30 protein-coding genes are annotated in these 25,386 nt (G+C 74.9%); 17 read left to right on the top strand and 13 right to left on the bottom strand.

Features of this window, described 5'->3' with window-relative positions; translation table 11 throughout:
- Window positions 1-2: 2 nt before the first annotated feature.
- The 4 genes from ACWEFJ_RS17745 to ACWEFJ_RS17730 all read right to left on the bottom strand — a co-directional run bounded on the left by ACWEFJ_RS17745 (window position 3) and on the right by ACWEFJ_RS17730 (window position 3,361).
- A complete protein-coding gene (locus ACWEFJ_RS17745) occupies window positions 3-608 on the bottom strand; it encodes a response regulator transcription factor (protein WP_449714380.1) in 606 nt (201 codons plus the stop codon).
- A complete protein-coding gene (locus ACWEFJ_RS17740) occupies window positions 605-1,675 on the bottom strand; it encodes a sensor histidine kinase (protein WP_449714379.1) in 1,071 nt (356 codons plus the stop codon). The genes ACWEFJ_RS17745 and ACWEFJ_RS17740 overlap by 4 nt, the downstream gene beginning before the upstream one ends.
- Before the next feature lie 73 nt (window positions 1,676-1,748).
- Window positions 1,749-2,138, bottom strand: a complete 390-nt coding sequence (locus ACWEFJ_RS17735; RefSeq protein ID WP_378087842.1) for a hypothetical protein — start codon at window positions 2,136-2,138, stop codon at window positions 1,749-1,751.
- 89 nt (window positions 2,139-2,227) lie between these two features.
- Complete coding sequence (locus tag ACWEFJ_RS17730; protein WP_449714378.1) at window positions 2,228-3,361, bottom strand: aminotransferase-like domain-containing protein; 1,134 nt, start codon at window positions 3,359-3,361, stop codon at window positions 2,228-2,230.
- Window positions 3,362-3,471: 110 nt separating this feature from the next.
- On the opposite strand from ACWEFJ_RS17730, the gene ACWEFJ_RS17725 reads away from it, so the two are divergent.
- Genes ACWEFJ_RS17725 through ACWEFJ_RS17710 form a run of 4 tightly spaced genes read left to right on the top strand, consistent with a single transcriptional unit; the run spans window position 3,472 to window position 6,357 of the window.
- Window positions 3,472-4,398, top strand: coding sequence for a sigma-70 family RNA polymerase sigma factor (locus tag ACWEFJ_RS17725; RefSeq protein ID WP_449714377.1), 927 nt, complete (start codon window positions 3,472-3,474; stop codon window positions 4,396-4,398).
- 19 nt (window positions 4,399-4,417) lie between these two features.
- Entirely contained in the window at window positions 4,418-5,161 is a 744-nt protein-coding gene (locus ACWEFJ_RS17720; RefSeq protein ID WP_449714376.1) for an alpha/beta fold hydrolase, read from the top strand.
- Window positions 5,162-5,200: 39 nt separating this feature from the next.
- Complete coding sequence (locus ACWEFJ_RS17715) at window positions 5,201-5,506, top strand: ArsR/SmtB family transcription factor (RefSeq protein WP_378087834.1); 306 nt, start codon at window positions 5,201-5,203, stop codon at window positions 5,504-5,506.
- On the top strand, window positions 5,506-6,357 hold the full coding sequence (locus tag ACWEFJ_RS17710; protein ID WP_449714375.1) for an SRPBCC family protein: 852 nt from the start codon (window positions 5,506-5,508) through the stop codon (window positions 6,355-6,357). The genes ACWEFJ_RS17715 and ACWEFJ_RS17710 overlap by 1 nt, the downstream gene beginning before the upstream one ends.
- On the opposite strand, the gene ACWEFJ_RS17705 is transcribed toward ACWEFJ_RS17710, so the two are convergent.
- A complete protein-coding gene (locus ACWEFJ_RS17705; RefSeq protein ID WP_449714374.1) occupies window positions 6,345-7,178 on the bottom strand; it encodes an ADP-ribosylglycohydrolase family protein in 834 nt (277 codons plus the stop codon). The genes ACWEFJ_RS17710 and ACWEFJ_RS17705 overlap by 13 nt on opposite strands.
- Before the next feature lie 132 nt (window positions 7,179-7,310).
- Here ACWEFJ_RS17705 and ACWEFJ_RS17700 point away from each other — a divergent pair, with 132 nt between their 5' ends.
- Complete coding sequence (locus tag ACWEFJ_RS17700) at window positions 7,311-8,024, top strand: S1 family peptidase (RefSeq protein ID WP_449714373.1); 714 nt, start codon at window positions 7,311-7,313, stop codon at window positions 8,022-8,024.
- 48 nt (window positions 8,025-8,072) lie between these two features.
- Here the strand turns inward: ACWEFJ_RS17700 and ACWEFJ_RS17695 are convergent, their stop codons facing one another.
- On the bottom strand, window positions 8,073-8,471 hold the full coding sequence (locus ACWEFJ_RS17695; protein ID WP_449714372.1) for a winged helix-turn-helix transcriptional regulator: 399 nt from the start codon (window positions 8,469-8,471) through the stop codon (window positions 8,073-8,075).
- Window positions 8,472-8,519: 48 nt separating this feature from the next.
- On the opposite strand from ACWEFJ_RS17695, the gene ACWEFJ_RS17690 reads away from it, so the two are divergent.
- The gene (locus tag ACWEFJ_RS17690; RefSeq protein WP_378084589.1) at window positions 8,520-9,317 is read left to right on the top strand and encodes an SDR family NAD(P)-dependent oxidoreductase; all 798 of its coding nucleotides are present in this window, start codon (window positions 8,520-8,522) and stop codon (window positions 9,315-9,317) included.
- Between the two features lie 9 nt (window positions 9,318-9,326).
- On the opposite strand, the gene ACWEFJ_RS17685 is transcribed toward ACWEFJ_RS17690, so the two are convergent.
- Window positions 9,327-9,557 carry a hypothetical protein gene (locus ACWEFJ_RS17685; RefSeq protein ID WP_449714371.1) on the bottom strand — a complete coding sequence of 77 codons (231 nt, stop codon included), beginning with the start codon at window positions 9,555-9,557 and terminating at the stop codon, window positions 9,327-9,329.
- Window positions 9,554-10,591, bottom strand: coding sequence for a DNA polymerase IV (locus ACWEFJ_RS17680; RefSeq protein WP_449714370.1), 1,038 nt, complete (start codon window positions 10,589-10,591; stop codon window positions 9,554-9,556). The genes ACWEFJ_RS17685 and ACWEFJ_RS17680 overlap by 4 nt, the downstream gene beginning before the upstream one ends.
- Before the next feature lie 231 nt (window positions 10,592-10,822).
- On the opposite strand from ACWEFJ_RS17680, the gene ACWEFJ_RS17675 reads away from it, so the two are divergent.
- Both ACWEFJ_RS17675 and ACWEFJ_RS17670 read left to right on the top strand, forming a co-directional pair.
- Complete coding sequence (locus ACWEFJ_RS17675; RefSeq protein ID WP_449714369.1) at window positions 10,823-11,272, top strand: DUF309 domain-containing protein; 450 nt, start codon at window positions 10,823-10,825, stop codon at window positions 11,270-11,272.
- Between the two features lie 123 nt (window positions 11,273-11,395).
- Entirely contained in the window at window positions 11,396-11,578 is a 183-nt protein-coding gene (locus ACWEFJ_RS17670; protein ID WP_106620345.1) for a hypothetical protein, read from the top strand.
- Between the two features lie 51 nt (window positions 11,579-11,629).
- On the opposite strand, the gene ACWEFJ_RS17665 is transcribed toward ACWEFJ_RS17670, so the two are convergent.
- The gene (locus ACWEFJ_RS17665) at window positions 11,630-11,860 is read right to left on the bottom strand and encodes a hypothetical protein (protein ID WP_449714368.1); all 231 of its coding nucleotides are present in this window, start codon (window positions 11,858-11,860) and stop codon (window positions 11,630-11,632) included.
- A gap of 112 nt (window positions 11,861-11,972) precedes the next feature.
- Here ACWEFJ_RS17665 and ACWEFJ_RS17660 point away from each other — a divergent pair, with 112 nt between their 5' ends.
- Window positions 11,973-12,725 (top strand): EI24 domain-containing protein, encoded by a 753-nt coding sequence (locus tag ACWEFJ_RS17660; RefSeq protein WP_449714402.1) that lies wholly within the window; start codon window positions 11,973-11,975, stop codon window positions 12,723-12,725.
- On the opposite strand, the gene ACWEFJ_RS17655 is transcribed toward ACWEFJ_RS17660, so the two are convergent.
- A complete protein-coding gene (locus tag ACWEFJ_RS17655) occupies window positions 12,718-14,664 on the bottom strand; it encodes a beta-propeller domain-containing protein (protein WP_449714367.1) in 1,947 nt (648 codons plus the stop codon). The two genes, ACWEFJ_RS17660 and ACWEFJ_RS17655, sit on opposite strands and share 8 nt — an antisense overlap.
- Before the next feature lie 102 nt (window positions 14,665-14,766).
- Here ACWEFJ_RS17655 and ACWEFJ_RS17650 point away from each other — a divergent pair, with 102 nt between their 5' ends.
- The 6 genes from ACWEFJ_RS17650 to ACWEFJ_RS17625 all read left to right on the top strand — a co-directional run bounded on the left by ACWEFJ_RS17650 (window position 14,767) and on the right by ACWEFJ_RS17625 (window position 21,345).
- Complete coding sequence (locus tag ACWEFJ_RS17650) at window positions 14,767-15,141, top strand: FKBP-type peptidyl-prolyl cis-trans isomerase (RefSeq protein WP_073888740.1); 375 nt, start codon at window positions 14,767-14,769, stop codon at window positions 15,139-15,141.
- Window positions 15,142-15,278: 137 nt separating this feature from the next.
- Window positions 15,279-15,815: a YbaB/EbfC family nucleoid-associated protein gene (locus ACWEFJ_RS17645; RefSeq protein ID WP_449714366.1), complete on the top strand. Its 537-nt coding sequence runs from the start codon at window positions 15,279-15,281 to the stop codon at window positions 15,813-15,815.
- 21 nt (window positions 15,816-15,836) lie between these two features.
- Complete coding sequence (locus tag ACWEFJ_RS17640; protein WP_449714365.1) at window positions 15,837-16,139, top strand: type VII secretion target; 303 nt, start codon at window positions 15,837-15,839, stop codon at window positions 16,137-16,139.
- Window positions 16,139-20,023 carry a hypothetical protein gene (locus ACWEFJ_RS17635; protein WP_449714364.1) on the top strand — a complete coding sequence of 1,295 codons (3,885 nt, stop codon included), beginning with the start codon at window positions 16,139-16,141 and terminating at the stop codon, window positions 20,021-20,023. Before ACWEFJ_RS17640 ends, ACWEFJ_RS17635 begins: the two co-directional genes overlap by 1 nt.
- Window positions 20,013-20,363 carry a toxin-antitoxin system YwqK family antitoxin gene (locus tag ACWEFJ_RS17630; protein ID WP_449714363.1) on the top strand — a complete coding sequence of 117 codons (351 nt, stop codon included), beginning with the start codon at window positions 20,013-20,015 and terminating at the stop codon, window positions 20,361-20,363. The genes ACWEFJ_RS17635 and ACWEFJ_RS17630 overlap by 11 nt, the downstream gene beginning before the upstream one ends.
- 121 nt (window positions 20,364-20,484) lie before the next feature.
- Window positions 20,485-21,345, top strand: coding sequence for a hypothetical protein (locus ACWEFJ_RS17625; protein WP_449714362.1), 861 nt, complete (start codon window positions 20,485-20,487; stop codon window positions 21,343-21,345).
- A 59-nt stretch (window positions 21,346-21,404) separates the two neighbouring features.
- On the opposite strand, the gene ACWEFJ_RS17620 is transcribed toward ACWEFJ_RS17625, so the two are convergent.
- Window positions 21,405-22,586, bottom strand: coding sequence for a glycosyltransferase 87 family protein (locus ACWEFJ_RS17620; protein ID WP_449714361.1), 1,182 nt, complete (start codon window positions 22,584-22,586; stop codon window positions 21,405-21,407).
- A 178-nt stretch (window positions 22,587-22,764) separates the two neighbouring features.
- Between ACWEFJ_RS17620 and ACWEFJ_RS17615 the strand changes: the two genes are divergently transcribed.
- The gene (locus tag ACWEFJ_RS17615; RefSeq protein WP_378084606.1) at window positions 22,765-23,349 is read left to right on the top strand and encodes a DNA-binding protein; all 585 of its coding nucleotides are present in this window, start codon (window positions 22,765-22,767) and stop codon (window positions 23,347-23,349) included.
- Window positions 23,350-23,534: 185 nt separating this feature from the next.
- Entirely contained in the window at window positions 23,535-24,191 is a 657-nt protein-coding gene (locus tag ACWEFJ_RS17610) for an RES family NAD+ phosphorylase (protein ID WP_378084608.1), read from the top strand.
- Here the strand turns inward: ACWEFJ_RS17610 and ACWEFJ_RS17605 are convergent.
- Complete coding sequence (locus ACWEFJ_RS17605) at window positions 24,173-24,736, bottom strand: GNAT family N-acetyltransferase (protein ID WP_378084610.1); 564 nt, start codon at window positions 24,734-24,736, stop codon at window positions 24,173-24,175. The genes ACWEFJ_RS17610 and ACWEFJ_RS17605 overlap by 19 nt on opposite strands.
- A 33-nt stretch (window positions 24,737-24,769) precedes the next feature.
- On the bottom strand, window positions 24,770-25,375 hold the full coding sequence (locus tag ACWEFJ_RS17600; protein WP_378084611.1) for a hypothetical protein: 606 nt from the start codon (window positions 25,373-25,375) through the stop codon (window positions 24,770-24,772).
- Between the last annotated feature and the right edge of the window lie 11 nt (window positions 25,376-25,386).

Here is a 25,386-nt window from a genome sequence, read left to right as displayed (position 1 = left end):
GGTCACAGCCAGCCGCGCTCGTGCGCGATCAGGTACGCCTCGGACCGGCCGGCCGCGCCGAGCTTCGCCACGGCGGCGGACAGGTGGTTGCGCACCGTCCCGACGGACAGGTGCGTCCGGCGGGCGATCACCGCCACCGGCGTGTCGTACTCGGCCAGCCGCAGCACCTCCAGCTCGCGCGGCGTGAGCGGGCACGGCGGCGTGGTCAGCGCGTCGGCCGCCAGCTCCGGGTCGACGTACCGGCCGCCCGCGCGGACCCGCCGGATCACGTCGGCCAGCGTGCCGCCCGGCGAGCCCTTGGGCAGGAACCCCTTCGCCCCGGCCGACAGCGCCCGGTGCAGGTGCGGCGGCTTGCCGCGCCCGGTCAGGATCACCACCGCGCACCCCGGCAGCGCCGAGGCCAGTTCTGCGGTCACCTCGAACCCGTCCAGCGTCGGCAGCTGGAGGTCCACCACGGCCACGTCCGGGCGGTGCGCCAGCGCCGCGCGCACCGCCTCCCGGCCGTCCCCGGCCTGCGCGACGACCTCGATGTCCGGCTCCAGCCCGAGCAGCGCCGCCACCGCGACCCGGATCAGCTCCTCGTCGTCGGCCAGCAGCACGCGGATCACGACCGCACGGACGCCACCAGCGTGAACACCCCGTCCTCCTCCCCCGCGCGCACCGTGCCGCCCACCCGGGCCAGCCGCTCCGCCAGCCCGTCCAGCCCCGACCCGTGCCCCCGCGCGCCGGACGCGCCGTCGTTGGCCACGGTCAGCCGCACCTCGTCGGGCGCGACCACGACGTCGATCGTGCACCACCGGGCGCGGCTGTGCCGCAGCACGTTCGTCCCGGCCTCCCGCAACGCCCACGACAGCTCCCGCGCCGCGGGCGGCAGGTCCGGGGGCACCGACACCGCGCACCGCACCCCGGACGAGGTCAGCACCTGCTCGACGGCCGCGACCTGGTCGCCCAGCTCCACCGCCCGGTAGCCGTGCACGGCCTCCCGCAGCTCCGACAACGCCGACGCGGTCAGCGCCCGCACCTCGTCGGCCTCCGCGGCCGCCCGGTCGCCGTCCACGGCCGCGAGCCGCGCGGCCAGCTCCGCCTTCAGCGCGATCACGGTCAACCGGTGGCCGAGCAGGTCGTGCACGTCCCGCGCGAACCGCAGCCGCTCCTCGACCACCGCCAGCCGCGCCCGCGCCTCCCGCCCCCGCTGGGCCTGCACCACCAGGCGCCACAACCACACCGGCAGCACGTGCATCATCGCCAACGCGGCGCCGACGGCGGCGACGATCGCCAACCCGCGCAACGGTTCGGCGGCCACCGCCACGGCGACCGCGACCACCGCGGGCGCCGCCACCCACCACCACCGCACCAGCACGGGCAGCGTGCCGACCAGCGCCGCGCCCACCCACGCCCAGGTGTCCCACCGGCCCGCCGCCACCGGCGCGAGCAGCGGCACGGACAGCACCGACGCCGCCACGAGCGCCGCGTCCCACCGCGCACGCGCGACGCCGGGCGTCACCGCCGCGTACAACGCGCCCGCGTGCGCCACGCCGAACAGCACCGCGCCCACCAGTCCGGCCACCGCGCGGGCGGGCCGGGGCTCCAGCAGCACGCCGATCCCCGGCCCGACCAGGCTGGTCGACCACGCCACGCCCAGCGACACCAGCGTGAGCACCCGCGCCCGTCGCATCACACGCCCCTCCAGCCCCGACACCCGACGTGCTCGGCCGCCGCCACCGCGGTCCCCCACCTCGAGGTGTTCCTCACCATGCCAGGGACACCCCCACGAACGCGTCCACCACGGCGCACGCGAGCGCGTACCACGTCGGCACGACGAGGCGGGCGCGGAAGTGCGCCAGGTCCCACGCGGCGTGCGCCAGCCAGCCCGCCGCCACCAGGCGCCGGCCGACCTCCGGGTCCACCAGCAGGGCCACCGCCGCCAGCGCGCCGAACCCGACCGCGCCCGCCACCTGCGCCCACACCACCCGGGGCCGGCGCAGCTCGCCGCGCACCAACCCGATGACCAGGTACGCCAGCGCGCACGCGACCAGGCCCCACGTGCCGAACCCGGTCCGGTCGCCGACGCCGTCGGCGACGATCGCGATGCCCAACGCGGTCGACACCGCGAGGGAGATGATCGATGATCGCTTCACGAGGACCACCGTGCGGCCGACGGCGCGCGACCCCCACCCCCGCGGTGTCACGACCGACCCGTGAAGAACGCACGGGCCGACCGTGAGTCCTAACGCAGCACGGTCGCCAGCCGCCGCATCCCCTCGCGGATCCCGTCGACCGCGTTGGTGGTGAACGACAACCGCAGCGTCGACCGGTCCGGCCCGGTGGCGTAGAACGCCGCGCCGGGCACGAACGCCACGTCGCGCCGCAACGCCTCGTGCACCAGCTCGCCGGTGTCCACCCCGCCCGGCAGCGAGACCCACACGAACATGCCCCCGTCGGGGTCGCTCCACCGGGCGCCGGGCGGCACGGTCGACGGCAGCGCGTCGACCATCGCGTCCCGCCGCTCGCGGTAGGCCGCGCACAGGCCGCGGATGTGCTCGTCCAGGTCGTTCGCGGCCAGGTACTCCGCCGCCGCGGCCTGGTCGACGGCCGACGTGTGCAGGTCCGCCGCCTGCTTCACGACCACCAGCGTGCGCATGATCGACTCGGGGGCGCGCAGCCAGCCCAGCCGCATGCCCGGCGCGCCGACCTTGGAGAAGCTGCCCGTGTAGAGCACGCGGTCGCTCATCGACGCCAGCGGCGGCACCGGCTCGCCCCGGTAGCGCAGCTCGCCGTACGGGTCGTCCTCGACCACCCACAGGCCGTGCCGGTCGGCCAGCGCGGCGACCTCGGCCCGCCGCGCGGCGTCCAGCGTCCGGCCGGTCGGGTTGGCGAACGTCGGCACCAGGTACAGCAGCGCGGGGCGGTCCCGCTCGATCACCTCCGCCAGCGCGGCCGGGTCCACGCCCCGGTCGTCGCCCGCGACGGGCACGACCCGCGCGTCCGCGAGCCGGAAGCACTGCAGCGCGGCCAGGTAGGTCGGCTCCTCGACGGCGACCACCGCGCCCGGTTCCAGCAGCGCGGTCGCGACCAGCCCCAACGCCTGCTGCGAGCCGGAGGTGACGAGCAGGTCGCCCGCGGCGGTGGGCAGGCCGCGCCGCGTGAGGCGGTCGGCGACCAGGCCGCGCAGGGCCGCGTCGCCCTCGGTGGGCGCGTACTGGAGCGTGCGGCGGGACAGCGCCCGGTCGTAGGCCGAGCGCAGGCCGTCCACGTCGAACAGGCCGGGCGCGGGCAGGCCGCCCGCGAACGAGATGACCTCGGGCCGGGAGGTGAGGGCGAGCAGGTCGCGGACGGGCGAACCGGTGAACACGCGGGGCACGGGAGGGCTCCTCGGGATCGTCGAGCGGGACGTCACGCGGTCGTGCCACGCGGAAGGGGGCTGCACTGGGGTCGAGGCGCCGCTTTCATCCTAACGTGTGACGTGTGGACGTGGACCTGGAATCTCACCGGGTGGCCCTGACCGGCTACTGCTACCGCATGCTCGGCGGGCCGTTCGAGGCCGAGGACGCCGTGCAGGAGACGTTCGTGCGCGCCTGGCGCGCCACGTTCGACCCGGGCCGGGGGTCGCTGCGGGCGTGGCTGCACTCGATCGCCACCAACGTGTGCCTCGACATGCTGCGCAGCGCCCAGCGGCGGGCCACGGCGATGGACCTGTCCTCGCCCGCCGCGCCGGGCGCGCCGCTGGGCGAGCCGCTGCCCGACGCCGCGTGGGTGCACCCCGCGCCGGACGCGCTGGTGCTGCCCGCCGACGAGGTCGCGGTGGGGCGGGAGACGGTGCGGCTGGCGTTCGTGGCCGCGCTCCAGCACCTGCCGCCCCGGCAGCGGGCCGTGCTGATCCTGCGGGACGTGCTGTGCTGGCGGGCGTCCGAAGTGGCCGCGCTGCTGTCCACAACGGTCGCTTCGGTCAACAGCGCGCTGCAACGCGCGCGGGCGACCCTCGCCGACCGGCGGCCCGCGCCGCCGCAACCGTTCGACGCCGGGTTGCTGGAGCGCTACACGACCGCGTTCGAACGGCACGACGTGGCCACGCTGGTGGCGTTGCTGCACGAGGACGCGACGATGACCATGCCGCCGTACACCTGGTGGCTGCGCGGGCGGGACGCCATCGCGGCCGCGTTGGCGTACCCGGGCAGCGGCTGCGAGACCGCCCGGCTGTTGCCGACGCAGGCCAACGGCGGGCCGGCGTTCGGCCAGTACCGGCCCGGCGACGACGGCGTGCTGCGACCGTTCGCGCTGGTGCTCGTGGAGTTCTCGGGCGAGCGGATGACCGGCTCGACCACCTTCCTGGGTGATCGGCTGTTCCCGCTCTTCGGCCTGCCGATGAGTTTGCCGGCCCCCTCCCGTACGAGTAGGTGAGACCACACGGGAGGACCTGATGTACGAGACCGTCAACGGCGTGCGCACCTGGCACGAGGTGCGCGGCGAGGGCGAGCCGCTGGTGCTGCTGCACGGCGGGTTCAGCGACTCGCGGGACTTCGCGCCGAACCTGGCGCGGCTGGCCGACCGCTTCCGGGTGCACCTGGTGGACCGCCGGGGCCACGGGCGGACGCCGGACGTGCCCGGACCGGTGTCGTCGGCCGTCCTGGCGGGCGACGTGATCGCGTACCTGGAGCAGGTGGTCGGCGGCCCGGCGCACCTGGCGGGCTACAGCGCGGGCGGCGTGGTGGCGCTGGGCGTGGCGCAGCGGCGGCCCGACCTGGTGCGCAAGCTCGTGGTGCTGAACTCCGGCTACGCCAAGGACGGGTGGGTCTTCCTGCCGCAGCCGGGCGGCGAGCTGCCGGTTGAGGTCGCCGACCGGTACGCCGAGGTGTCGCCGGACGGCCGCGACCACCTGCCGGTGGTGGTGGAGAAGTTCGCGCGGGCGGCGCACGACCCGGAGGTGGTCGACCTGGCCGCCATCACGTGCCCGACGCTCGTGCTGGGCAGCGACGACGACATCGTGCACCTCGAGCACACGATCGCGATGTACCGGGGCATCCCGGACGCGCAGCTGTGCGTCCTGCCGGGCACCTCGCACCTGATGCCGTTCGAACGGCCCGACGAGTGCGTGGCCGCGGTGGCGGACTTCCTGACCACCACACCCGCGCCGCTGATGCCGATCCGCCGGGCGGTCGCGTGACCGGTTGAGCCTATATGCCAGAACGGCTATATTGCCGTCATGGCATCTACGTTCGCCGTGCTCGCCGACCCGCAGCGGCGGCGCATCCTCGACGTGCTGCGGGACGGCGAGCGGCCGGTGAACGAGCTGGTCGACGGGCTGTCGGTGAGCCAGCCGACGGTGTCCAAGCACCTGAAGGTGCTGCGGGAGGCCGGGCTGGTGGAGGTCCGGCGGGACGCCCAGCGGCGGCTCTACCGGCTGCGGCCGGGGCCGCTGGCCGAGGTCGACGCCTGGCTCGCGCCGTACCGGCGGATGTGGGAGGACAGCCTCGACGCGCTGGAACGGCGGCTGGACGGGATGGGCTGATGGGCACCGAACTGGGCTGGATCGACGGCAAACCCGTGCTGAGGTTCGAGCGGGTGCTCGCGCACCCGCCGGAACGGGTGTGGCGGGCGGTCACCGAGCCCGCGGAACTGGCGCACTGGTTCCCGGCGGAGGTGGCGGTCGACGGGCGGGCGATGACGTTCTCCTTCCCCGACCAGGTCACCACCGGCGAGGTGCTGGAGGCCGACCCGCCCCGGGTGTTCGCGTTCCGCTGGAACACCGACGTGCTGAGGTTCGAGCTGCTGCCGCACGAGCGGGGCTGCCTGCTGGTCTTCACCCACGTGCTGGGCGACCGGCACGGCGCGGCGCGCAACGCCGCGGGCTGGGACACGTGCCTGGCGGCGCTGGAGGCACGCCTGGCCGGCCGGGCGTTCGAGCCGCCGGCGGACGTGCTCGGGGCGATGGAGCGCTACGTCCGCGAGTTCCGGCTCGACGAGGGCCGGTGCCACGACGGCGTGGTGCGGTTCGTCCGCGACCTCGTCTGGCGACCGCTGGACGAGGTGTGGGCGCTGCTCACCGAGGGCGGGGACGGCGTGCCCACCCGCGCCGCCAACCCGCACGTGCCGCCCGGCCCGCTGGTCGAGCGGGTCGAGCCGCGCGTGCTGGCGTTCGACTCGCCGACGGGCCGGGTCCGCTGGGAGTTCCGGCACGACCCCGACCTGGGCACGACGGTCGAGCTGACGCACGCGCTCGCCGACCCGGCGTTCGCGCCGCGGGCCCTCGCGGCGTGGCACGCGCACCTGGAGCTGTTCTTCGCCGCGACGTTCGGCGAGATCCGCTGCCCGTGGCCGGAGGACCGGTTCGCCGAGCTGGTGCGCCACTACCGCAGCTGAGCGTCCACCCGGGCCAGGTGGTCGCGGCCGAACGGCCCGTTCTCCAGCCCGTCCACCAGCGCGTCGGGCAGGTCGGCGCGGATCCCGGCGGACCGCGACGCGGCGGCCAGGGCGACGGTGGCCACCGTGTCGACGTCACCGGTGAAGGCGACGCACTGGCGCAGCACCGCGCTCAACGAGCCGCCGCCCGCCAACGCGGTCAACGCGGCGCGCACGCTCTCCACGCCCTTCGACCCGACCGCGCCGTGCCACGGCCGCGCCCACACCGCCGACCCGAGCCGGTCGGCGATCCACGCGCCGACCTCCGCCACCGGCCCCAGCCCGTGGTGGCAGTAGTGCACGGCCAACGCCGCCGCCCGCGCCGCCGCGACCCCGTCCGGCGTGTCGTGGGTGACCCTGGCCTGCACGTCGGTGAGGTGCAGCACCTCGTCCGCGGTCGGCAGCAGCCCGGCCGGCGAGGCCCGCATCGCCGCGCCGCTCTTGTCGCTGTCGGGGCGGATGCGCGCCAGGAACTCGGCGCCGGTCCGCACGGTGCCCAGGAACGCCTGGAAACCCCGTGCGTAGCCCTCGCGCGGGTCGCGGTGGAACGCGTCCACGAACGCCGAGGCCACCGTCTCCGGCGTCCACGGCGCGCCGGACACCCGCAGTTCCGCCAACGCCAGCGTCATCTGCGTGTCGTCGGTGTAGGAGCCGGGCCGGATGCCGTGGTGACGCGGGTGCCGCACGTACCCCGCGAGGGTGTTGTGCCTGGTCACGAAGGCCGGTTCGGCGTACTCGAAGCCCGCGCCGTACGCGTCCCCGATGGCCAGTTCGACGAGCATGCGGCACACGTTATCGGCGGCGTTATAACCGGTTCGAGATATCCCTAATCACCCGATCGAGTGGTACGAATCTCGTGACCCGAGACACCCCTGTGCGCGAGTGATCGCGTGTCTTAGGAATCGAGGAAACCCTTGCGAATCACCAGGTTGATCCCTGCGCTCGCAGCGGCGTTGCTGTCCCTGCTCGCCCTCGTCCCGTCGGCGTCGGCCACGCCGGCGTCGCAGGACGGCGGCGTGACGCCGTACATCATCGGCGGCGGCTACGCGAGCAACGCGCCGTGGGCCGCGCGGCTGTTCTCCAACGGCAGGCAGACGTGCAGCGCGACCATCATCGCGCCCACGTGGATCCTGACCGCGAAGCACTGCGTCAGCGGCGGCGGGCTGTCGTTCCGCATCGGCAGCCTCGACCAGACCTCCGGCGGGACGGTCGCCAACGGCGTGCAGACCTACACCCACTCCTCGGACCTCGCGCTGGTCCGGCTCGACCGCTCCGTGTCCGCGACCTACGCGCGGCTCGGCCAGCCCGGCTCGGTCACCGTGGGCCAGACCGTGCAGGTCTACGGCTGGGGCGCGACGTCCCAGTGCGGTTCGGAGATCAACTGCCAGTCGCAGTACCTGAAGGTGGCCAACGTGGTCGTCACCGGCGGCTGCACCGACGCCTACGGCGGCAACGCGATCTGCGCGCGGCGCGGCGACGGCATCACCGCGGGCGGCGACTCGGGCGGCCCGATGATGGCGGGCGGCGCGCAGGTCGGCGTCGCGTCCACCAGCGACCGGCAGACGACCACCGCCTACACCAACGTGACACGGTACCGGTCCTGGATCCAGTCCATCGCCGGCGTCTGATCACACCACGGGTCCCGCTCGCGCGACGCGGTCGCGCGAGCGGGCCTTTCAGTCCACTGTGGACGACGAGTGCCCGGGCGCCTCGTCGTAGGCGGCGCGCGCGGCCGCGATCGCGCCCTCGTTGGCCAGCACCCACCGTCCCAAGGGGACGACCAGCTCCAGCAGCGAGCGGCCGAGCGCGGTCGCCGCGTAGGTCACCCCGGCGGCCCGACCGGGCCGCACGTCCCGGCGGACCAGCCCGTCGCGTTCCAGGTTGCGCAGCGTGCGGGTGAGGATGCGGCGGCTCAGCTCGTGCACCGCGCGGTCCAGCTCGTTGAAGCCGTAGGGGCGGTCGGCGACCAGGCTCAGCACGAGCAGGCTCCACTTGTCGCCGACCCGGGCCAGCACGTCGGACACCGGGCAGGCGGCGCGGTCGGCGGCCGTGACCGGCACCGGGACCAGTGACATGGATGTGCCTTCTTCCGGTTCGTCGCGGTGTGTTCCAGGCTCCAGGCTATGGCGAACGCGGTGATCACCGGTGGCACGAACGGCATCGGCCGGAGCCTGGCGGCGCGGCTGGCGCGCGAGGGGCACCGGGTGGCGGTGGTGGGCCGGTCGGCCACCGCGCCGGACGGGGTGGAACTCGTCCGGGGCGACCTGAGCACGCTCGCGGGCGTGGCGGCGGTGGCGGACGAGGTGGCGGACCGGTTCGACGCGGTCGACCACCTCGTGCTCGGCGCGGGCCGCTTCACCCCGCGCCGCGAGGTCACCGCGGACGGGCTGGAGCACTCCTTCGCGCTCTACCCGGTGAGCCGGTTCCTGCTGGTCGAGCGCCTGCTGCCGGTGCTGGAGCGGGCCGCGGCCCCGGTCGTGGTGAGCCTGTGCGGGGTGGCCGGGCTGCGCGGGCCGGGCATCCGCTGGGACGACCTGTCCCTGGCCCGCGGCTACCGCGCGTTCCACGCGGTGAGCCAGGGCGCGCGGGCCGCCGACCTGCTCGGCGCGGGCTTCGCCGACCGGCACCCCGGCAGCGCCGTGCGGTACGTGCTGCACAACCCGATGTTCGTGGACAGCGGCCTCGGCGCGCAGGTCGGCGGCCTGCGCGGCCGGGCGCTGGACCTCGTGGCCCGGCTGTTCGCCAGGTCGGCGGACGACGCCGCGGACCAGGTGCGCCGGTTCCTGGTCGACCCGCCCGCGGCGCCGCTCACCGCGTCCCGCGCGGGGAAGCCGGTGGACCTCGACCGGCCCGAGTTCGACCGGACCGCCGCGGCCCGGCTCTACGCCCTGCTGGACGAGGTCACCGCGTCGGCGCGGTGACGCGCGCGGTCACCGCAGCACGCGGAACCGCAGGTGCACGACGTCGTCCCCGGGTGCCACCCCGACCGCTTCCAGCTCCGTCGGGTCGAGGCCGTCCAGCAGCCGCGACCCGCCGCCGAGGAGCACGGGCACGAGCTGGAGCCGCTCGCCCCCTTCGCCCCTCGGGTGGTCCTCGCCCACGTTCGGCCCGGCGCTGTAGCCGTCCAGCGACACCGAGCCGTTCACCACCACCTTGGTCATGCGCGTCCTCCGGTGAACTCGGCGCGCACCCCCAGCAGGCGCACGGCGCGGTCGTCCTCGAACCTGGCGAGCGCGGCGAGCGCCGCCGCCTCGATCGGCCCGGCGTCCGTCGTCGGCTCGGCCAGCGCCACGCCGCGCGTGAACGTGAAGAACGGCGCGAACCGCACCTTCACCACCACCCGCAGCGCGGGACGCCCTTCCGCGCGCACGTCCTCCGCCACCCGCCGCGCGAGCAGCCGGACCTGCTCCCGGACCTCGTCCGGGTCGGTGAGGTCCCGCTGGAACGTCGTCTCCCGGCTGCGCGACTTCGCCACCCACGGCGTCGCGGTCACCACGGGGTCGCCCGCGCCCAGCGCGAGCCGCCGCAGGTGCGGCCCCGCGGCCGGGCCGAACCGCGCGGCCAGCACGTCGTCGTCGGCCCGCGCCAGGTCGCCGACCGTGCGCACGTCCAGCTCCGCGAGCTTGGCCGCGGTCCGCGACCCGACGCCCCACAACGCGGCCACCGGCCGCCCGGCCATCACCTCCACCCAGTTGTCCCTGGTGAGCCGGAAGACCCCGGCGGGCTTGGCGAACCCGGTGGCGAGCTTGGCGCGCAGCTTGTTGTCGCCGATGCCGACCGAGCACTCCAGCCCCGTCCCCTCCCGCACGGCCCGCCGCGCGGTGTCGGCCAACGCCTCCGGGTCGTCGGTGCGCGCGCCGAGGAACGCCTCGTCCCACCCGATCACCTCGACCACGACGGGCAGCCCGCGCAGCACCTCCATCACGTGCGCCGACACCTCCTCGTAGGCGGGCGCGTCGGAGGGCAGGAAGACCGCGTCGGGGCAGCGCTTCTTCGCCAGCCGCAACGGCATCCCGGAGTGCACGCCGAACGCCCGCGCCTCGTAGGACGCGGTCGCCACCACGCCGCGCCGGGTCGGGTCGCCCGCTCCGCCGACGACCACGGGCCTGCCGCGCAGCTCGGGCCGGCGCGCGACCTCGACCGCCGCGATGAACTGGTCGAGGTCGACGTGCAGGACCCAGTCCGGTCCGGGCACACCGCCAGTATCACCGGGGGAGGCGGCCGGCGTGCGACCGGAGAACGGGCGCGACCCTGGCGGACCGCATGTGCGGAGTGCGCGAAAGCCACCCGAGGCGCCCGACGTGCGGCATGCGACCGCCGACCGCAGCGCCGGCCCCACCAGGTCACGCGACCCGGCGGCGGCCCGTCGTGCTCCGCGCGGCCGGACCGCGTTTCGCGCGGGCGGGGTTCGTGACACGATCAAGACGTGCCGACCACCGACCGCGACCGTGACGAGCAGGGCCGGGCCCGCAACGCGCGACCGCGCGACGGGCTCGGCCGCCCGCTGCCCTACGGGGCGGAGGGCGTCGAACGCCAGCCGGAGGGCGTGCCCCGCACGCCCGCGGAGGCGCTGGCCGAGGCGCAGCGGCTGCTGGACCTCGGCCGGCCGTTCCACGCGCACGAGGTGCTGGAGGACGCGTGGAAGGCCGCCCCCGAGGCCGAGCGCGAGCTGTGGCGGGGGCTCGCGCAGCTCGCCGTCGGCCTGACCCACGCCGCGCGCGGCAACCGGGACGGCGCGTCGGCGCTGCTCAGCCGGGGCACGCGCAACATCAGCCCCTACCTCGACGACCCGCCGCACGGGGTGGACGTGGCGGGCCTGGTGGCCTGGGCCGCCACGGGCGCCGGCGTGCCGCGGCTGACCGGCGGTCCGCGCTGATCACCGGGCCGCACGGCGGACGGCGACCCCGCCGCCCCGGCCGCGAAGTTGGTCCGAACGCCGGCTTGGGGACGCGCGCGGCGGGGTAAGCGGTGGTCACCCACCCCACCCTTGGAGGTTCCCGTGCTAGCGATCATCGCCGCGGTCATCTTCGGCCTCGCCCTCCTGCTCGACCTGGCGAACGCCTCGCTCGGCTCCGTGCTGGACGGCGGGACGCTGCTCCTGGCCGGGCTGCTGTGCGTGGCGCTGCACCTGGCCGGTGTCGGCGCGGGCGCGCGGGCGTTGAGCTTCCGCCGCCGCCGCTGAGCCGCGACCGCTCCCGCCCCGTGCGGGAGCGGTCCCAGGCGGGTGCCCGGTTCAGTCCCGCGGCGGCGGGGCCGACAGCAGGCACGCCACGCACGGCATGCCCTCCGGCTCGGGCAGCAGGTCCACCGCGCCCACGTCGACCCGCTCGCCGCACAAGGTCAGCAGCGTTGCCCCCGTGCCGTCCTCGGGCAGCGGCGCGAGGTGGCAACTCCTCTCCCACTCGCCGGCGACGTCGGCGCGCTTGCGCACGAGCAGGACGGGTTCGGTGCGGTCCAGTGCCATGGCGGTAGTCCTCTCCCCAGAGACCAGCAGTCTGGCACCGCTCCCAGAAGCCCGCGACCGTCGATTCGGGACTCCGCCGCCCGTGCGCGGATATGCTCCGGCGGTGATCAGGGTGCTGCGGGACTTCTCGACCGGTGTCGGACTGCTCGGCCAGGGTTTCGGATTGGTGTTCCGGTCGCCGAAACTGCTGCTCATCGGCGCGGTGCCGGCGTTGATCACGACGGTGCTGCTGATCGGCGGCCTGGTCGGGCTCGCGGTGTGGATCGACGAGATCGCGGCCTGGGTCACGCCGTTCGCCGACGACTGGAGCGAGGGGTTGCGCGCGGCCACCCGGTTCGCCGCCGGGTTCTCGATCATCGGCGCGTTCGTCGCGATCGGGCTGCTGCTGTTCACCGCGATCACGCTGATCATCGGCGGGCCGTTCTACGAGCACATCGCGGAGACCGTCGAGGACACCCACCTCGGCGGCGTGCCCGAGGCCGAGCAGGTGTCCTGGCTGCGGTCGGCGGCGGTCGGCGCGCGGGACGCGATCCTGCTCGTCGGCCTCGCGGTCCTGTGCGCGATCCCGCTGTTCGCGGCCGGGTTCATCCCCGTGGTGGGGCAGACCGTGGTGCCGGTGGTCGCCGTGTGCGTCAACGCGACGCTGCTCGGCATCGAGCTGACCGCCATCCCGTTCACCCGGCGCGGCCTCAAGCTCGACGTGCGGCGGCGGACGCTGCGCAAGCGCCGGGCCGTCACGCTGGGCTTCGCCGTGCCGACCTACCTGCTGTGCCTCATCCCGCTGGCCGCGCTGGTCGTGCTGCCGGCGGCGATGGCGGGCGGCACGGTCCTCGCGCACCGCCTGCTCCACGACCAGATCAGGTGAACGGCACCCACGCCAACTCCGCCGGCCCGTCGATCCGGTGGACGCCCACCCCGGTCGCGGACACCGTCCACAACTCGTCGCCGATCACCAGCGCCCGGCGGATGCCCGGGTCGTAGGCGGGCCCGTCGTGCCGGACCGTGCCCAGCGCGGTGAACGCGCCGTCGCCGAGCCGCAGCACCAGCAGTCCGCCGGGCACCGGCGCGGCCGGGTCCGTCACGGGCAGCACCACGAGGCCCCGGGCCGGCCAGTACAGGAAGGCGTGCGGGTCGAACTCGACCTCCGAGTACGCGCCCGGCAGGTGGTGGCCCGCGACCTTGGCCGGCGCGGCCGGGTTCGACACGTCGAACAGCGACACCTGCGTGCCGGTGGCGCGGCCCTGCGCGGTGGCCTCCTGGCCGACACCGATCAGCCTGCCGTCCCCGGCGGGGTGCAGGTAGGCCGAGTAGCCGGTGATCTTCAGCTCGCCGACCGCCCGCGGCCGGGCGGGGTCGGACAGGTCCAGCGTGTAGAGCGGGTCCACCTGCCGGAACGTCACCACGTACCCGACCGGGCCCGCGAACCGGACGCTGTGGATGCGCTCGCCCACGCCCAGCCCGTCGACCTTGCCGACCTGCACGAGCTTCGCGCCGTCCTGCCGGAGCACGGTGACCGCGCTCTGCGTCGCCGGCGCGCGCTCGGGGACGCCCGGCGCGTCCTCGGACGTCGTCGCCACCCGCAGGTGCCCGTCGTGCTCCGACAACGAGTACTGGTTGAGCAGCGTCCCGGCGACCTGCCCGGACGCCACGTGCCGGGGCGGGCCCGGCCGCGAGACGTCGAACCGGTGGATCGCGGTGGTCGCGGGCGTGCCGGGCGCGAACCGCGTGGTCGGCCGCAGGTGGTGGTCGTCGGCCACGTACAACGACGTCCCGGTGCCGTAGACGGTGTCGCCGTCCGCCATGATCGTCACGGCGTCCCCGGCGCCCAGCTCGCCGGGGAAGTCGAACGTCAGCACGGACAGCATCGACGTGGCCGGGTCGCCCACCGGGTGGCTGACCCGGTCGCACGCCACCAGCCTGCCCTCGGAGCGCGAGCCGTCGGCGTCGGTCAGCTCGTAGCGCGGCAGCCACGAGTCGATCGGCGCGGTGGCGACCAGCTCGCGGTTGGCGATCAGGGACTCCGCCTCGCCGCGACCGTCCACCGGGTACACCCACGGCAGCCGCGGACCGGAGTGGACGACGACCCGCACCACGTCACCGACCTGCCGGGCGTCGAGGTACCGGCCGGACACGGTGAGCGTGCCGAGGACGCGCGGCTCGCCGGACAGGTCGACCAACGTCACCGACGAGTCCTCCGAGTGGCTCGCGTACGGGCCGTCGACGGCGATGCGCTCGCCCGCCACGCCCCGGACCCCGCCGCCGACGAGCAGCGCGCGGTCGCCGTGCAGCAGCAGTTGGGAGGCGTGGCCCGCGGGCACGTCCAGCGTGCCGGTGAGCTTCCGGCCGGCCACGTCGAGCACCCGCAGCCTGCCGTCCGCGACCGTCACCACCCGCTTGCCGTCGGTCTTGACCAGGTCGGGTTCGTCCACGCCCGCCTCGTGCGCGTTGGTCGTGGAGTGCTCGGGCGCGGCCCGCTCCTCCACCGCCCGCGGGACGCCTCCGACGCGCGCGTCGGCCTGCGCCTCGGCCGGTTCGGCGGCCGCGACCCGGCCGTCGGCCTTGGTCCGGAACCCGTGACCGCCCGGGCCGTACGCGCCGACGTGCGGCGAGAGCGCGGACCGCAACCCGGCCAGCGCGGAGTCGCACGTGTCGAACGCCACCAGGTCGACCGGCACCGCCTCGATCGGCGGCACGACCCGCCACCCCTCCTCTTCGACGGGCACGGCGGACGCCGCGCTCACCGCCACCACCAGCGCCGCGCCGCCGAACAACGCCGCCCGCGCACCCCAGGACCGTCGCCTCATGCCCCCAGGACGGGACGGACCCGGCGCGGGGTTGCGCGGCCACGCCGCCGGCGGCGTGGTTGAGTAGGCGAGGACCCACAGCCCAACCAACAGGAGAGTCACATGGCCCCGAGCAAGCCCGTGGTCGAGCCGTACGAGGGCGCACCGCCCGCCGACCTGGTGATCGAGGACATCACCGTCGGCGACGGGCCCGAGGCGGCGCCCGGTCAGCTCGTGCACGTGCACTACGTCGGCGTGTCGCACTCGACCGGCGAGCAGTTCGACGCCTCCTGGGACCGCGACGAGGCGTTCAGCTTCCCGCTGGGCGGCGGCCGGGTCATCGCCGGCTGGGACCGCGGCGTCGCGGGCATGAAGGTCGGCGGCCGGCGCAAGCTGGTCATCCCGGCGCACCTGGGTTACGGCGACCGCGGCGCGGGCGGCGTGATCAAGCCGGGTGAGACGCTGATCTTCGTGGTGGACCTGCTCGGCGTGAACTGAGCGTGGTGACCGGTGCACGGCCCGGTACCGCCCCGTGCTCCGTTCGGAGCATTTGACACCGGGGCGGAACCGGGCCGTTCACCATTGCGTCATCCTGAGGGGACCGACCACACCGTCATCACCAGGGGGAAGCCGCCGTGCCCGAGGACATCGGGGCGTCCGAGCGGATGCTCAGCCAGTGGCAGCAGAGCATCGAGCGCAAGGCCGAGCGCTACCAGGAGATGGCGGCCCGCGTGCAGGGCATGACGATCTCCGAGACCTCGCGTGACGGCACGGTGCGGCTGACCATCGGCTCGAACGGCATCCTGACCCACCTGGAGATCGCCGAGTCCGCGCGGGACAGGCGGATGGCCGAGGTGTCCGCCGAGGTGATGCGGACGTTGCAGCGCGCGCAGTCCCGCATCCCCGAACTGCTCCAGCAGGCCATGGCCGAGACCATCGGCACGCAGGACGAGACGGCCAACGCGCTGTTCAACGAAGCGAAGCGCACCTTCCCGACCCCGCCGCACGAGGAGCCCGCGCCGCCGCTCGGCCGGGAGATGCGGTTCGGGATCGACGAGGACGACGCGCCGCCTCCCGCCCGGCCCGCCCCGCCGTCCCCGCCGCCGTCCCGCCGCCCGCCGCGCGGGCAGGACGAGGACGACGACTTCGGCGGACAGTCCTTCCTTTCGTAATCGGCTCTCCAGGGGGATCGCATGGCGGGTTTCGAGATCGTCGCGGACACGCTCGAGGCGCACGGCAAGCAGCTCGGCGACCTGGGCACGCGGCTGCAGGGCGCGGTCGACGCGGCGAAGTCGGTGAGCATGCCGACCGACGCGTACGGCATCATCTGCCAGCCGTTCCGGATGATGCTCGACCCGGTCGAGCAGTGGGGGCTGGACGCGTTGCAGGGCGCGGTGGAGGCGATGGAGGCCGCCGGCAAGGCCGTGCAGGACACCGTGAGCCAGTACCGCGAGAGGGAAGACGCGATCAGGGACAGCTTCAAGGCCGGTGAGTGATGGCGGGCGAGAACCCCCTGGTGGCCGCGCCGCCCGCGGAGTCCGGTTCGTTCTTCAACGCCGGCACCGGTGACAACGGCTGGGCGACGGGCATCTCCATCGCGGAGTCCGCGATGGACACGTTCAACGGGATCAAGGACGGCAACTGGATCGAGGGCGGGCTGGGCCTGGTCGGCCTGGCCGCCGACGCCGCGGCGATGGCGATCGACCCGTTCGGCACGTTGCTGTCGTCGGCGGCGGCGTTCCTGATGGAACACATGCAGCCGCTCAAGGACATGCTGGACTGGTTGGCGGGCAACCCGCCGGTGATCGAGTCCTACTCCACGACGTGGAACAACGTGGCCGCGGAGCTGGGCAGGATCGCCGAGGAGTACTCGTCGGCGGTGCAGCGCGGCACCGAGGGCTGGACCGGCGCGGCGGCGCAGGCCTACCTGACCAACTCCAAGGTCCACGGCGATGCCCTGAGCGGGGCGGCGTCGGCGGCGGGGACCGTGGGCACGGTCGTGGGCATGATGGGCATGGTCGTCGCGTTCGTGCGGGAGATGGTGCGCGACCTGATCGCCGACCTGGTCGGCAAGCTCATCGCGTGGGTGCTCGAAGCGGTGTTCTCGCTCGGGTTCGGGACGCCGGTGATCGTGGCGCAGGCCGTGACGGCGATCTCGAAGTGGGCCGCGAAGATCGCCAAGATCGTCCAGGACCTGCTGAACACCGTCAAGAAGGTCTCGCCGATGCTGAAGCGTCTGGTCGAGGTCTTCGAGAAGATCATGAAGGTGGTCGGCAAGCTCGCCGGCAAGGTCACCGGCCTCGACGTGCTGGACCCGAAGAACATCAAGAGGGGCGGCTTCCTCCAGACCGGCCGGGCCGACATCGACACCCCGTCCGGGGCCGGTACCCCCGGCGGCGGCACGCCCGGCAGCGACACCCCGGGCGGCGGCACACCCGGGAACGGCACTCCGGGGAGCAGCCGCGCGCCCGGCGGCGACAGTCCACAAGGGACGTCCACACCGGACGGCAGCCCGAGCGGCACGACCACGACCGCGGGCACGACGACGGCCGACCCGGCGCCGTCGGCCTCGCGGCCGGGGCGGGGCGACCCGACCGACGTGCCGACGGCGACCACCCGACCGGGGGGCGACCCGGGCAGCCCGGACACCGACGCCCCACCGCGCGGCACCGCGCCCGGTCCCGGCCCGACGCCCGGCGGCACCACACCTGCCGGCAACACACCCGGTCGCACCGCGCCCCTCGGCGAACACCGGGGCGGCCCCGGCGGCCAACCCGCGCCCGGCGGCGGGGGTCCAAGCCCTTACAGCAGCCCCAACCCACCCGGCAGCGGTGCGCCGGGGAGCGGTTCTCCGGGCAACGGGTCGCCCGGCGGCTCCCACGGCAACGGCTCGCCCGGCGGCGGTTCCCCCGGTGGCTCCCCCGGCGGCGGCGCGTACGGCAGCGGCTCGCCTGGCGGTGGTTCGCCTGGCGGTTCTCCTGGTGGCGGTTCGCCGGGTGGTGGTTCGCCGAACCCGCCCGCGCAGCCCCGTCTCGACCAGACCTCGGCCTCCCACGCGGCCACTCCCGAGGCTCCCGCGCGCCCCGACCAACCCCACACCCCCAACCCGACCACCCCGCACCCGAACCAGCCCGCTCCCGGCACCCCTGCTCCCGGCGGTCCCACGGCGGGCGCTCCGGGTGGCGGCGCACCTCACGGCGGCGGCGCGCCGACCGGCGGCGGCCCCCGGCCCGGCAGCGGCGGGCCCGGCTGGACCGGCACGCCCGGCAGCCGCGGCGACCTCGGCTCCGGCATCCCGCCCGCACGCGGCCCGGAGCACCTCAACCCGTCGTCGCACGGTCCCTCGACCCCCGGCCCCTCCCACGCGCCCCACACCGGACCCGGCGCGCCCCACGGCGGCCCGAACACGCCCGGCACCGGTCCGACGCACACCGGCCCCGGCAACACCGGTCCGACCAACACCCGGCCCCAGGGCAGCGGCCCGACCCCGCCTCCCGCAGGCCCGCCGCACGCAGGTCCGCGACCCGGCCCCGCCAACCCCTACACACCGCACGGTCCCCACACACCGAACGGACCGCACACACCCAACGCGCCACACACCCCGAACGGGCCGCAGGCACCGCACGGGCCGCACGGCGGCCCTCCGCAGCCCCGCCACGGCACCCCGGACCTCGCCCGCCCGCGCGGCGACGCGCCGGCACCCCACCGTCCCTCCGACGGCCCGCCACCCCCACGGCACCCCGACGCCCACACCCCCGCACCGCGCCGCGACCCGGACTCCCAGCTCCCACCGCGCCGCGACCCGGACGGTGTGCCGCACCAGCGCCGCGACCCCGACCCGTGGACACCGCCCCACCGCGACACCGACGCGCCCCACGGCGACCGGCCCGACGGCGAGGCGCCCCACGGCGACCGGCCGGACGCCGACGCACCGCACACCCCCGACCAACCCGGCATCGACGAGGCGCATGCCCGTCACGGTGAGACGACGCCGGCGGGGATCTCGCACCACCGCGGTGACCCGGACATGGGCGACCTGCCCCACCGGGTCCCGCCGGACCCGCGGTACTTCACCGCCGACGTGCACATCACCCCCGACGGCCGCGCCCGCATCGGCAACCACACCTACACCCCCGAGCAGTACGGCGACCTCCTGCGCCGCAACGGCTGGGACGGCCGCACCCCCATCCGCCTCATCGGCTGCGACGCCGCCCGCAACGACTTCGCCCACCGCCTGTCCCGGCACACCGGAGCCGACGTCCTGGCCCCCACCAAACCCGCCTGGACCGACGGCAACGGCCGCGTCTACACCAGCGACGCCCATACCGGCCCCGACGGCAACCGCCACCCCCGCATCCCGCCCAACGGCGAATGGCACACCCACCACCCGGACGGCACGACCACCCGCACCACCCAGGACGGCTTCGCCCCCGGCACCCGCGACACCGACAAGCACGACCTCGACCCCGACGACGCCAGGGACCGGGCGGCCGACGACCAGCCGGACGGCGAACAGCCGGACGGCAAGTCGGACGGCGACGACAAGTACGCGCGCGACCCGCAGTTCGCCCACCACCCGGACACCCCGCCGCCGGACCCCTCCCAGCCCCAACGGCTGGAGACGCTCGACCCGGAACGGTGCACGTTCGACGAGAACGGCCTCATCACGCACTACGACGACGTCCCCATCGACCAGTACCAGCGCGAGGTGCTGACCGACCGCGCCAAGCTGCTCCAGTCGATGGTCGAGGACCGGTCGATCATCCCGGAGGAGATCCGGGGCGACCCGCGCCGCAACCCGGACAAGTGGCCCGGCAAGAACATCGTCTGCGTGTCCGTGTCGATCGACCACCGCACGGGCCACGTGTACGAGTCGATCAACGGCGCGGCCACCGACGTCATCCCGCACGACAAGCTGCACCCGGTGCTGCGCGACCGCCAGGAGGCCATGCGCGGCAACCCGCAACCGGACGGCTCCACCCCGGGCTACATCCAGCCCGACCGGCGGCCGGGGTTCGAGGGGCAGCCGATGTCCAACAAGCACGGCGAGATCAGGTACGACTACCCGATCAACGACGCGCCGACCCGGCACGCCGAGGTGAAGAACGTCAACCAGATGCTGAACGACCGCGGCGTGCCCGCCGACGTCTCCCCCGAGGAGCTGGACCGCATCCTCGCCGAGATGCAGGTGGACAACGCGTTCATCCCGCCGGGCAAGGGCCCGAACGCGACCGGCGACTTCCCGGACATCGCGCCGTGCTGCGCGAACTGCACCAGGATGATCGACGGCGTCCCCAGCCTGACCGACAAGCTGACCCAGCCGCCGTACCACCCGGACCTCCGGGTCCTCCCACCGAAGGCCACCCACCATGCGAGTTGACGCGAACGACGTCGAGGACGACGGCGGACTGGTGTTCTACCAGGGCCAACCCTTCACCGGCGAGGTGGTCGAGCAGGGCCCGGACGGCAGCCTGGCCACGCTGTACACCTACGACACCGGCACCGAGGACGGCCCGTACCGGGAGTGGTACCCGGACGACCGGCCCTACAAGGAGGGGCAGATGCGCATGGGCCTGCCGGTCGGCCTGCACCGCAAGTGGCACCCGAACGGCGTGCTCGCCGAGGAGACCCTGTTCGGCGACCACGCCGACCACCTCGGGCACCGCAAGTGGGACGAGCAGGGCAACCTCCTGGTCGACACCATGCCGCCGACGCCCTGAACGGCGTGCGCCCGGCCGGTGCGGACCGACCTCCGGTCTGCCTCGACCCGGCCACGGGGATGTGGTGCGGCCGTTAAGATCGGCACACCGTCTCGGGGGGAGCCAAAGGGGTGTTCGACGCATGAGCCAGCCAGCCACACCGCTGACCGAGCAGGAGCAGAACCAGCTCGTCAAGCAGATCGGCCGGGCCATGCTCCCCGCGCTGCCGCCGGGCTGGCAGCGGATCCGGGCCGAGTACCGGGCCGCCGGCCGGCACATCGAGGTGGACCTGGCGTTCGCGGGCCCGGACGGGCAGTGGCGGCCGGTGCGGCCGCCGATGGACGTGGTCCAGCTCTTCGGTCAGCTCCGCGCCGGGATGTACGAGCCGGTGCGCGGCACGTGGCTCAGCGCGGTGTACGAGATCGAGGCGCCGGCCGCGTACTCGGTCGACTTCAACGCCGACGACGAGCCGCGCTGGCGCAACCCGCCGCCGCTGATCGGTTTCCAGGACGAGCTGCGCACGTTCCCCCGCCAGGACGACCGCATCCCGCCGTGGCTGCGGCAGCGCCTGGGCCTGCCGCCCCTCCCGCCGCCCGCCGTGCCCGAACCGGTGAACGAGGCGCCGCCGGCGGGCGCGTCGGACGCGCTGCGCACCGCGCACGTCTACGACGGCCGGGACGAGGCCGGTCGGCCCGTGGTGAACCGGCAGGTGCTCGACCCGCAGCTGGCCGAGGCGCTGCTGACGTACCTGGAGGGCGCGCCGGTCGTGCTGGCCGCGCGCAACCTGGACGTGGACGAGTTCGTCGGCGACCAGGACGTGCCGCTGAACTTCCGCACCGACGGCTCCTGGATCTGGGCCGGCGCGGTGCCGCACTACCTGCGCAAGCACGGCCTCCCGCCGGAGCCCGACCTGGTGGCGCACATCGTGGCGCGCGGCTTCCGGCTCGGCGAGGTGGACGAGGCGACCCGCGAGCGGGCCGTCGCGCTGATCACCGGCGGCTGATCACGCACCCGGCCCGGTGGCCGCTCGCCGGCGGTTGGTCACGTGCGGACCGGAGCCGATCACGCCAGAGCCGGCGGCTGGTCAGGGGTGGTCGCGCGCGGCCTGAGCGCCAGCACGACGAGCGCGGCGAGGCCGGCCCAGATGTAGGCGTTGCCGATGACCTGCTGCCACCACGTCCAGGTCTGCTCGAGCTTGTTCTCGTACGGCACGTACCACATCGGCGCGAGCCAGAAGAGGAACGCGAGCGCCGCGCCCCACGGCCAGTACCGGTGCGACAGGTAGACGATGCCGGGCACGACCCACACCCAGTGGTGGGTCCACGACACGGGCGAGACGAGCAGGCCGCCCACGGCGACCGCCATCAGCGCGGCCACCTCGTCGTCCTTCGCCCGCGCCACGGCCACCCACACCAGGGCGACGGTGGCCAGGCACAACAGCGCCCACACGGCGGACTCGCCCGTCCCGGTGAGGCCCCAGCGGTTGACCAGGCCGCGCAGCGACTGGTTGGCCACGTAGTCCAGGCCGCCGACGCGGCCCGGGTCGAGCAGGGCGTCGAACCAGTACTGCTTGCTGTCGGTCGGCGCGGCGACGAAGCCGACCAGGCTGAACCCGACGAACGACGCGACCGCGGTGACCACCGGCTTGATCCGCTTGCGCGGCAGGAAGAACAGCACGAACACCATCGGCGTGAGCTTGATGGCGGCGGCGAGGCCGATCAGCAGGCCGCGCGGCCACGGCGTCCTGGGCAGCAGGCAGTCCAGCGCGGCCAGGCCGAGCAGCACGAGGTTGATCTGACCGAAGTCGAGCGTCGCGGTGACCGGTTCGAGCAGCAGCGAGCCCAGGGCGACGCCGAGGCCGAGGAGCAGAGCGCGCCGGGTGCGGCCGTAGGCGTGCTCGGCGGTGACCAGGCAGACGCCGGTGAGCAGGGCCAGGCCGACGCCGGTCCAGATCAGCACGGCCGCCGACCACGGCACCACCGCGAGCGGGCTGAACAGCACCGCGGCCAGCGGCGGGTAGGTGAAGGGGAACGGCGGGCCGTCCAGCGGTCGCGGGAACGCCTCGGAGTACAGCCGGACGCCTTCGAGCCACGCCCGGCCGCCCGTGCGGTAGACGCGCAGGTCGAGCAGGCCGATGTCACCCCCGGAGCGGCTGAGGACCACGACCAGCGCGGTCACGACGGCCCCGGCCCACAGGCCCGCGACGGCCGCCACCCGCTTGTCCACCCGCACCGGTACCGCCACCGGACCACCCCCGCCTTCCGTCCGGCGCATCGTAGTCGGCGGGTGGGTGAGTCCGAGGTCACCGTGCCCGACCTCGGGCGTTTACGTAGAGTGCGGAGATGTGCGCACTCCGTGGGCTGCCTCCGACGATCGGGTTACGTATGCGCACAAGAGCGCACGATCGGGATACCCTGTGCGCATGAGTCCCGCGCTGGAGGCGGTGTTGGCCAAGGCAGGTCTGCAGGTCACCCCCGACGAGTTCCTGTCGCTCGTGGCCGACGCGGCCCGCAAGCTCGCCCCACCCCACCCGGACCCGGCCGGCTACTTCTCGCCGGACCAGCGCGACGCGCTGGAGGACGTGGGCCTCGACCTGAGCCCGCACCGGGTGCACGACGACCAGGGCCGGGCGCGGACCGTGGTGGCGCACGCCGTGCTGCGGGACTCCGCGCTGACCGTGGCGGAGGCCGCGCGACAGCTCGGCGTGGACACCAGTCGCATCCGGCACCGGCTCGGCGTCGGCCGCCTGGTCGGCTGGAAGGACCGGGGCAGCTGGCGGCTGCCCGCGTGGCAGTTCGCGGGCGCCGGGGTGCTGCCGGGGCTGGAGGCCGTGCTGGCCGCCGTGCCGCCGGACCAGCCCGCGCTCGTGGTGGCCGGGTTCATGACGACCGAGCAGGAGGACCTGGTGGTGGACGGCGCGCCCACGACGCCCCGCGAGTGGCTGCTGGCGGGCGGCGAACCCCGCCGGGTGGCCGCCCTGGCGGCTCAGGTGGGCACCCCCGCCTGACCCCGACCCGACGACGTCACCCGACCGGCCCACCACGCCGGCCACCGACGAAGACCGGCCGATCACGGCCCCCCGCGCCGCGCGCCCCGACCCACCACGCTCGGACCGCCGCGCCGCCAGACCCGCTCGCCGACCCCGGTCGCGATCCGGTCGCCGATCCCCGTCGCCGAGAACCTTGGACGCGCATGTCACGGCTCCCCCAGCCGCCCTCCCCCGCCGTGCTGCAGGCGACCCTGCGCCGTGCCGAGGACGTGGTGGCGGTGCACCGGGCCACCCGCCTGGTGCGCATCTTCACCGCGAAGGGGCTGCACCCGCAGCGCTGGAACAGCTTCCGCTACACCGGTCCGCTGCCGCACGCGCGGTTCGACACCCAGCCGCCCGCGGCCGACGGCTCGCCCACGCACGCCCACGACCAGGGCGTGCTGTACTTCGGGCTGACCGTGCGCACGTCGGTGGCCGAGGTGTTCCAGGCGACGTCGGTGGTCGACCGCCGCACGCGCAGCCCGTTCCTGGTGGTCCTGCGACCGCGCCGGACGCTGCGGCTGCTCGACCTCACCGGGCTGTGGCCGACCCGCGCCGGCGCGTCGCAGGAGATCAGCGCGGGTCCCAAGGCGGTCACGCAGCAGTGGGCGCGGGCGATCCGCGCGGCCTACCCGGAGCTGGACGGGCTCTGGTACCGCTCGTCCATGGACTCCGGCGCGCCGGCGGTGTGCCTGTGGGACCCGCCCGGGGGCACGGGACTGCCCCCCGCGCCGGACGTGCTGCTGCCGCTGGAGCACCCGGGGCTCGACCTGCCGCTCGCGCGGGTGTGCGAGGAGCTGAACTACACCCTGCTCGGCTGACCACGCCGGCGCGGCGCGGGGAGGAACCGGGCGTAGCGGACCTCGGGCAGCTCCTGGTCGCCCAGCTCGTAGCGGTGCACCAGCCCGTCGTGCCGCCAGCCGTGCGCCTCGTAGAAGCCCCGGCTGCGGGCGTTGTCCTGGAACACCCACAGGACGGCGTACCGGAACCCCTGGTCCACCAGGTGGCGCAGGCCCGCTTCGTGCACCTCGTGGCCCGCGCCCCGGCCGTGGTAGCGGGGGTCCGCGTAGATCGCCACCAGTTCGCCCGTGTGCAGGTCGGGGTGGGCGTCCTTGGCCTCGCGGACCGCGTCGACCGCGCAGTAGGCCCCGATCCGGCCGGTGCTCTCGTCGACCGCGACGAACACCCGGCTGGGTTCGGGCAGCCGCAGCACGCGCGCCCACGCCGGGAGCCTGCTCTCCGGCAGCATCCGGTCCAGCACCGGGTCGTCCACTATCCCCCGGTACGAGTGCTGCCAGGCGTCCACGTTGATCCTGGCGATCTCGGGCGCGTCGTCGGGCCGTCCGGCCCGCACGGTCCACTGCATCCGCGAAGCGTGCCCCAAGCACCGCGCCGTCCGCTAGCCATTCGCCCAACCCCGACGCGGTGGCCCGGCGCACACGTACCCGGAGTACACCTGGTTCTTCACCCGGCAGCGCGTCGGCCGGAACCGGGACGGGTCGAGGTCGTGGAACCGGGTGCGGACGACGTCGTCGTGCAGCCGCTGCGAGATCACCAGCACCAGGTCGTCGTCCGCGGTGGCCAGCGCGTCCCGGACCGGCTTGGCGTCGAGCAGCCGGCAGGTCACGATCGGCGCGTCGCCGACCAGGCCGAACGCGCCGGCGGTGAGCGGCCCGCAGTGCATGGCCACGCGCATCCGCAGCGGCGTGCCCGCGGCCCGCAGCTCGGCCAGCGCCGCGGCGAGCCGCTCGGTGAAGTGGGCGACCACCCACGCGGCGTCGGCGTCGGCGGGCAGCACGGCCAGCTCGCCGTCGCCGCGCACCTGCCGGTACCACAGGTCGCGGTCCAGCCCGGCGTTGCGGGCGGCCGCGTCCAGCACGTCGCTCAGCCGTGCCTGGACCAGCGACTGGTCCAACGCGTCCAGCTTGCTGTAGCCCTCGACATCGACGGCCACCACGAGGCGGTAGACCAGTCCGTGGAGGGGCCTCGCCATTTCGACTGTCACGGGAGGAGCAT

It is taken from the genome of Actinosynnema sp. NPDC004786, assembly GCF_053601135.1.
This window is presented reverse-complemented; position numbering and strand designations above follow the sequence as displayed.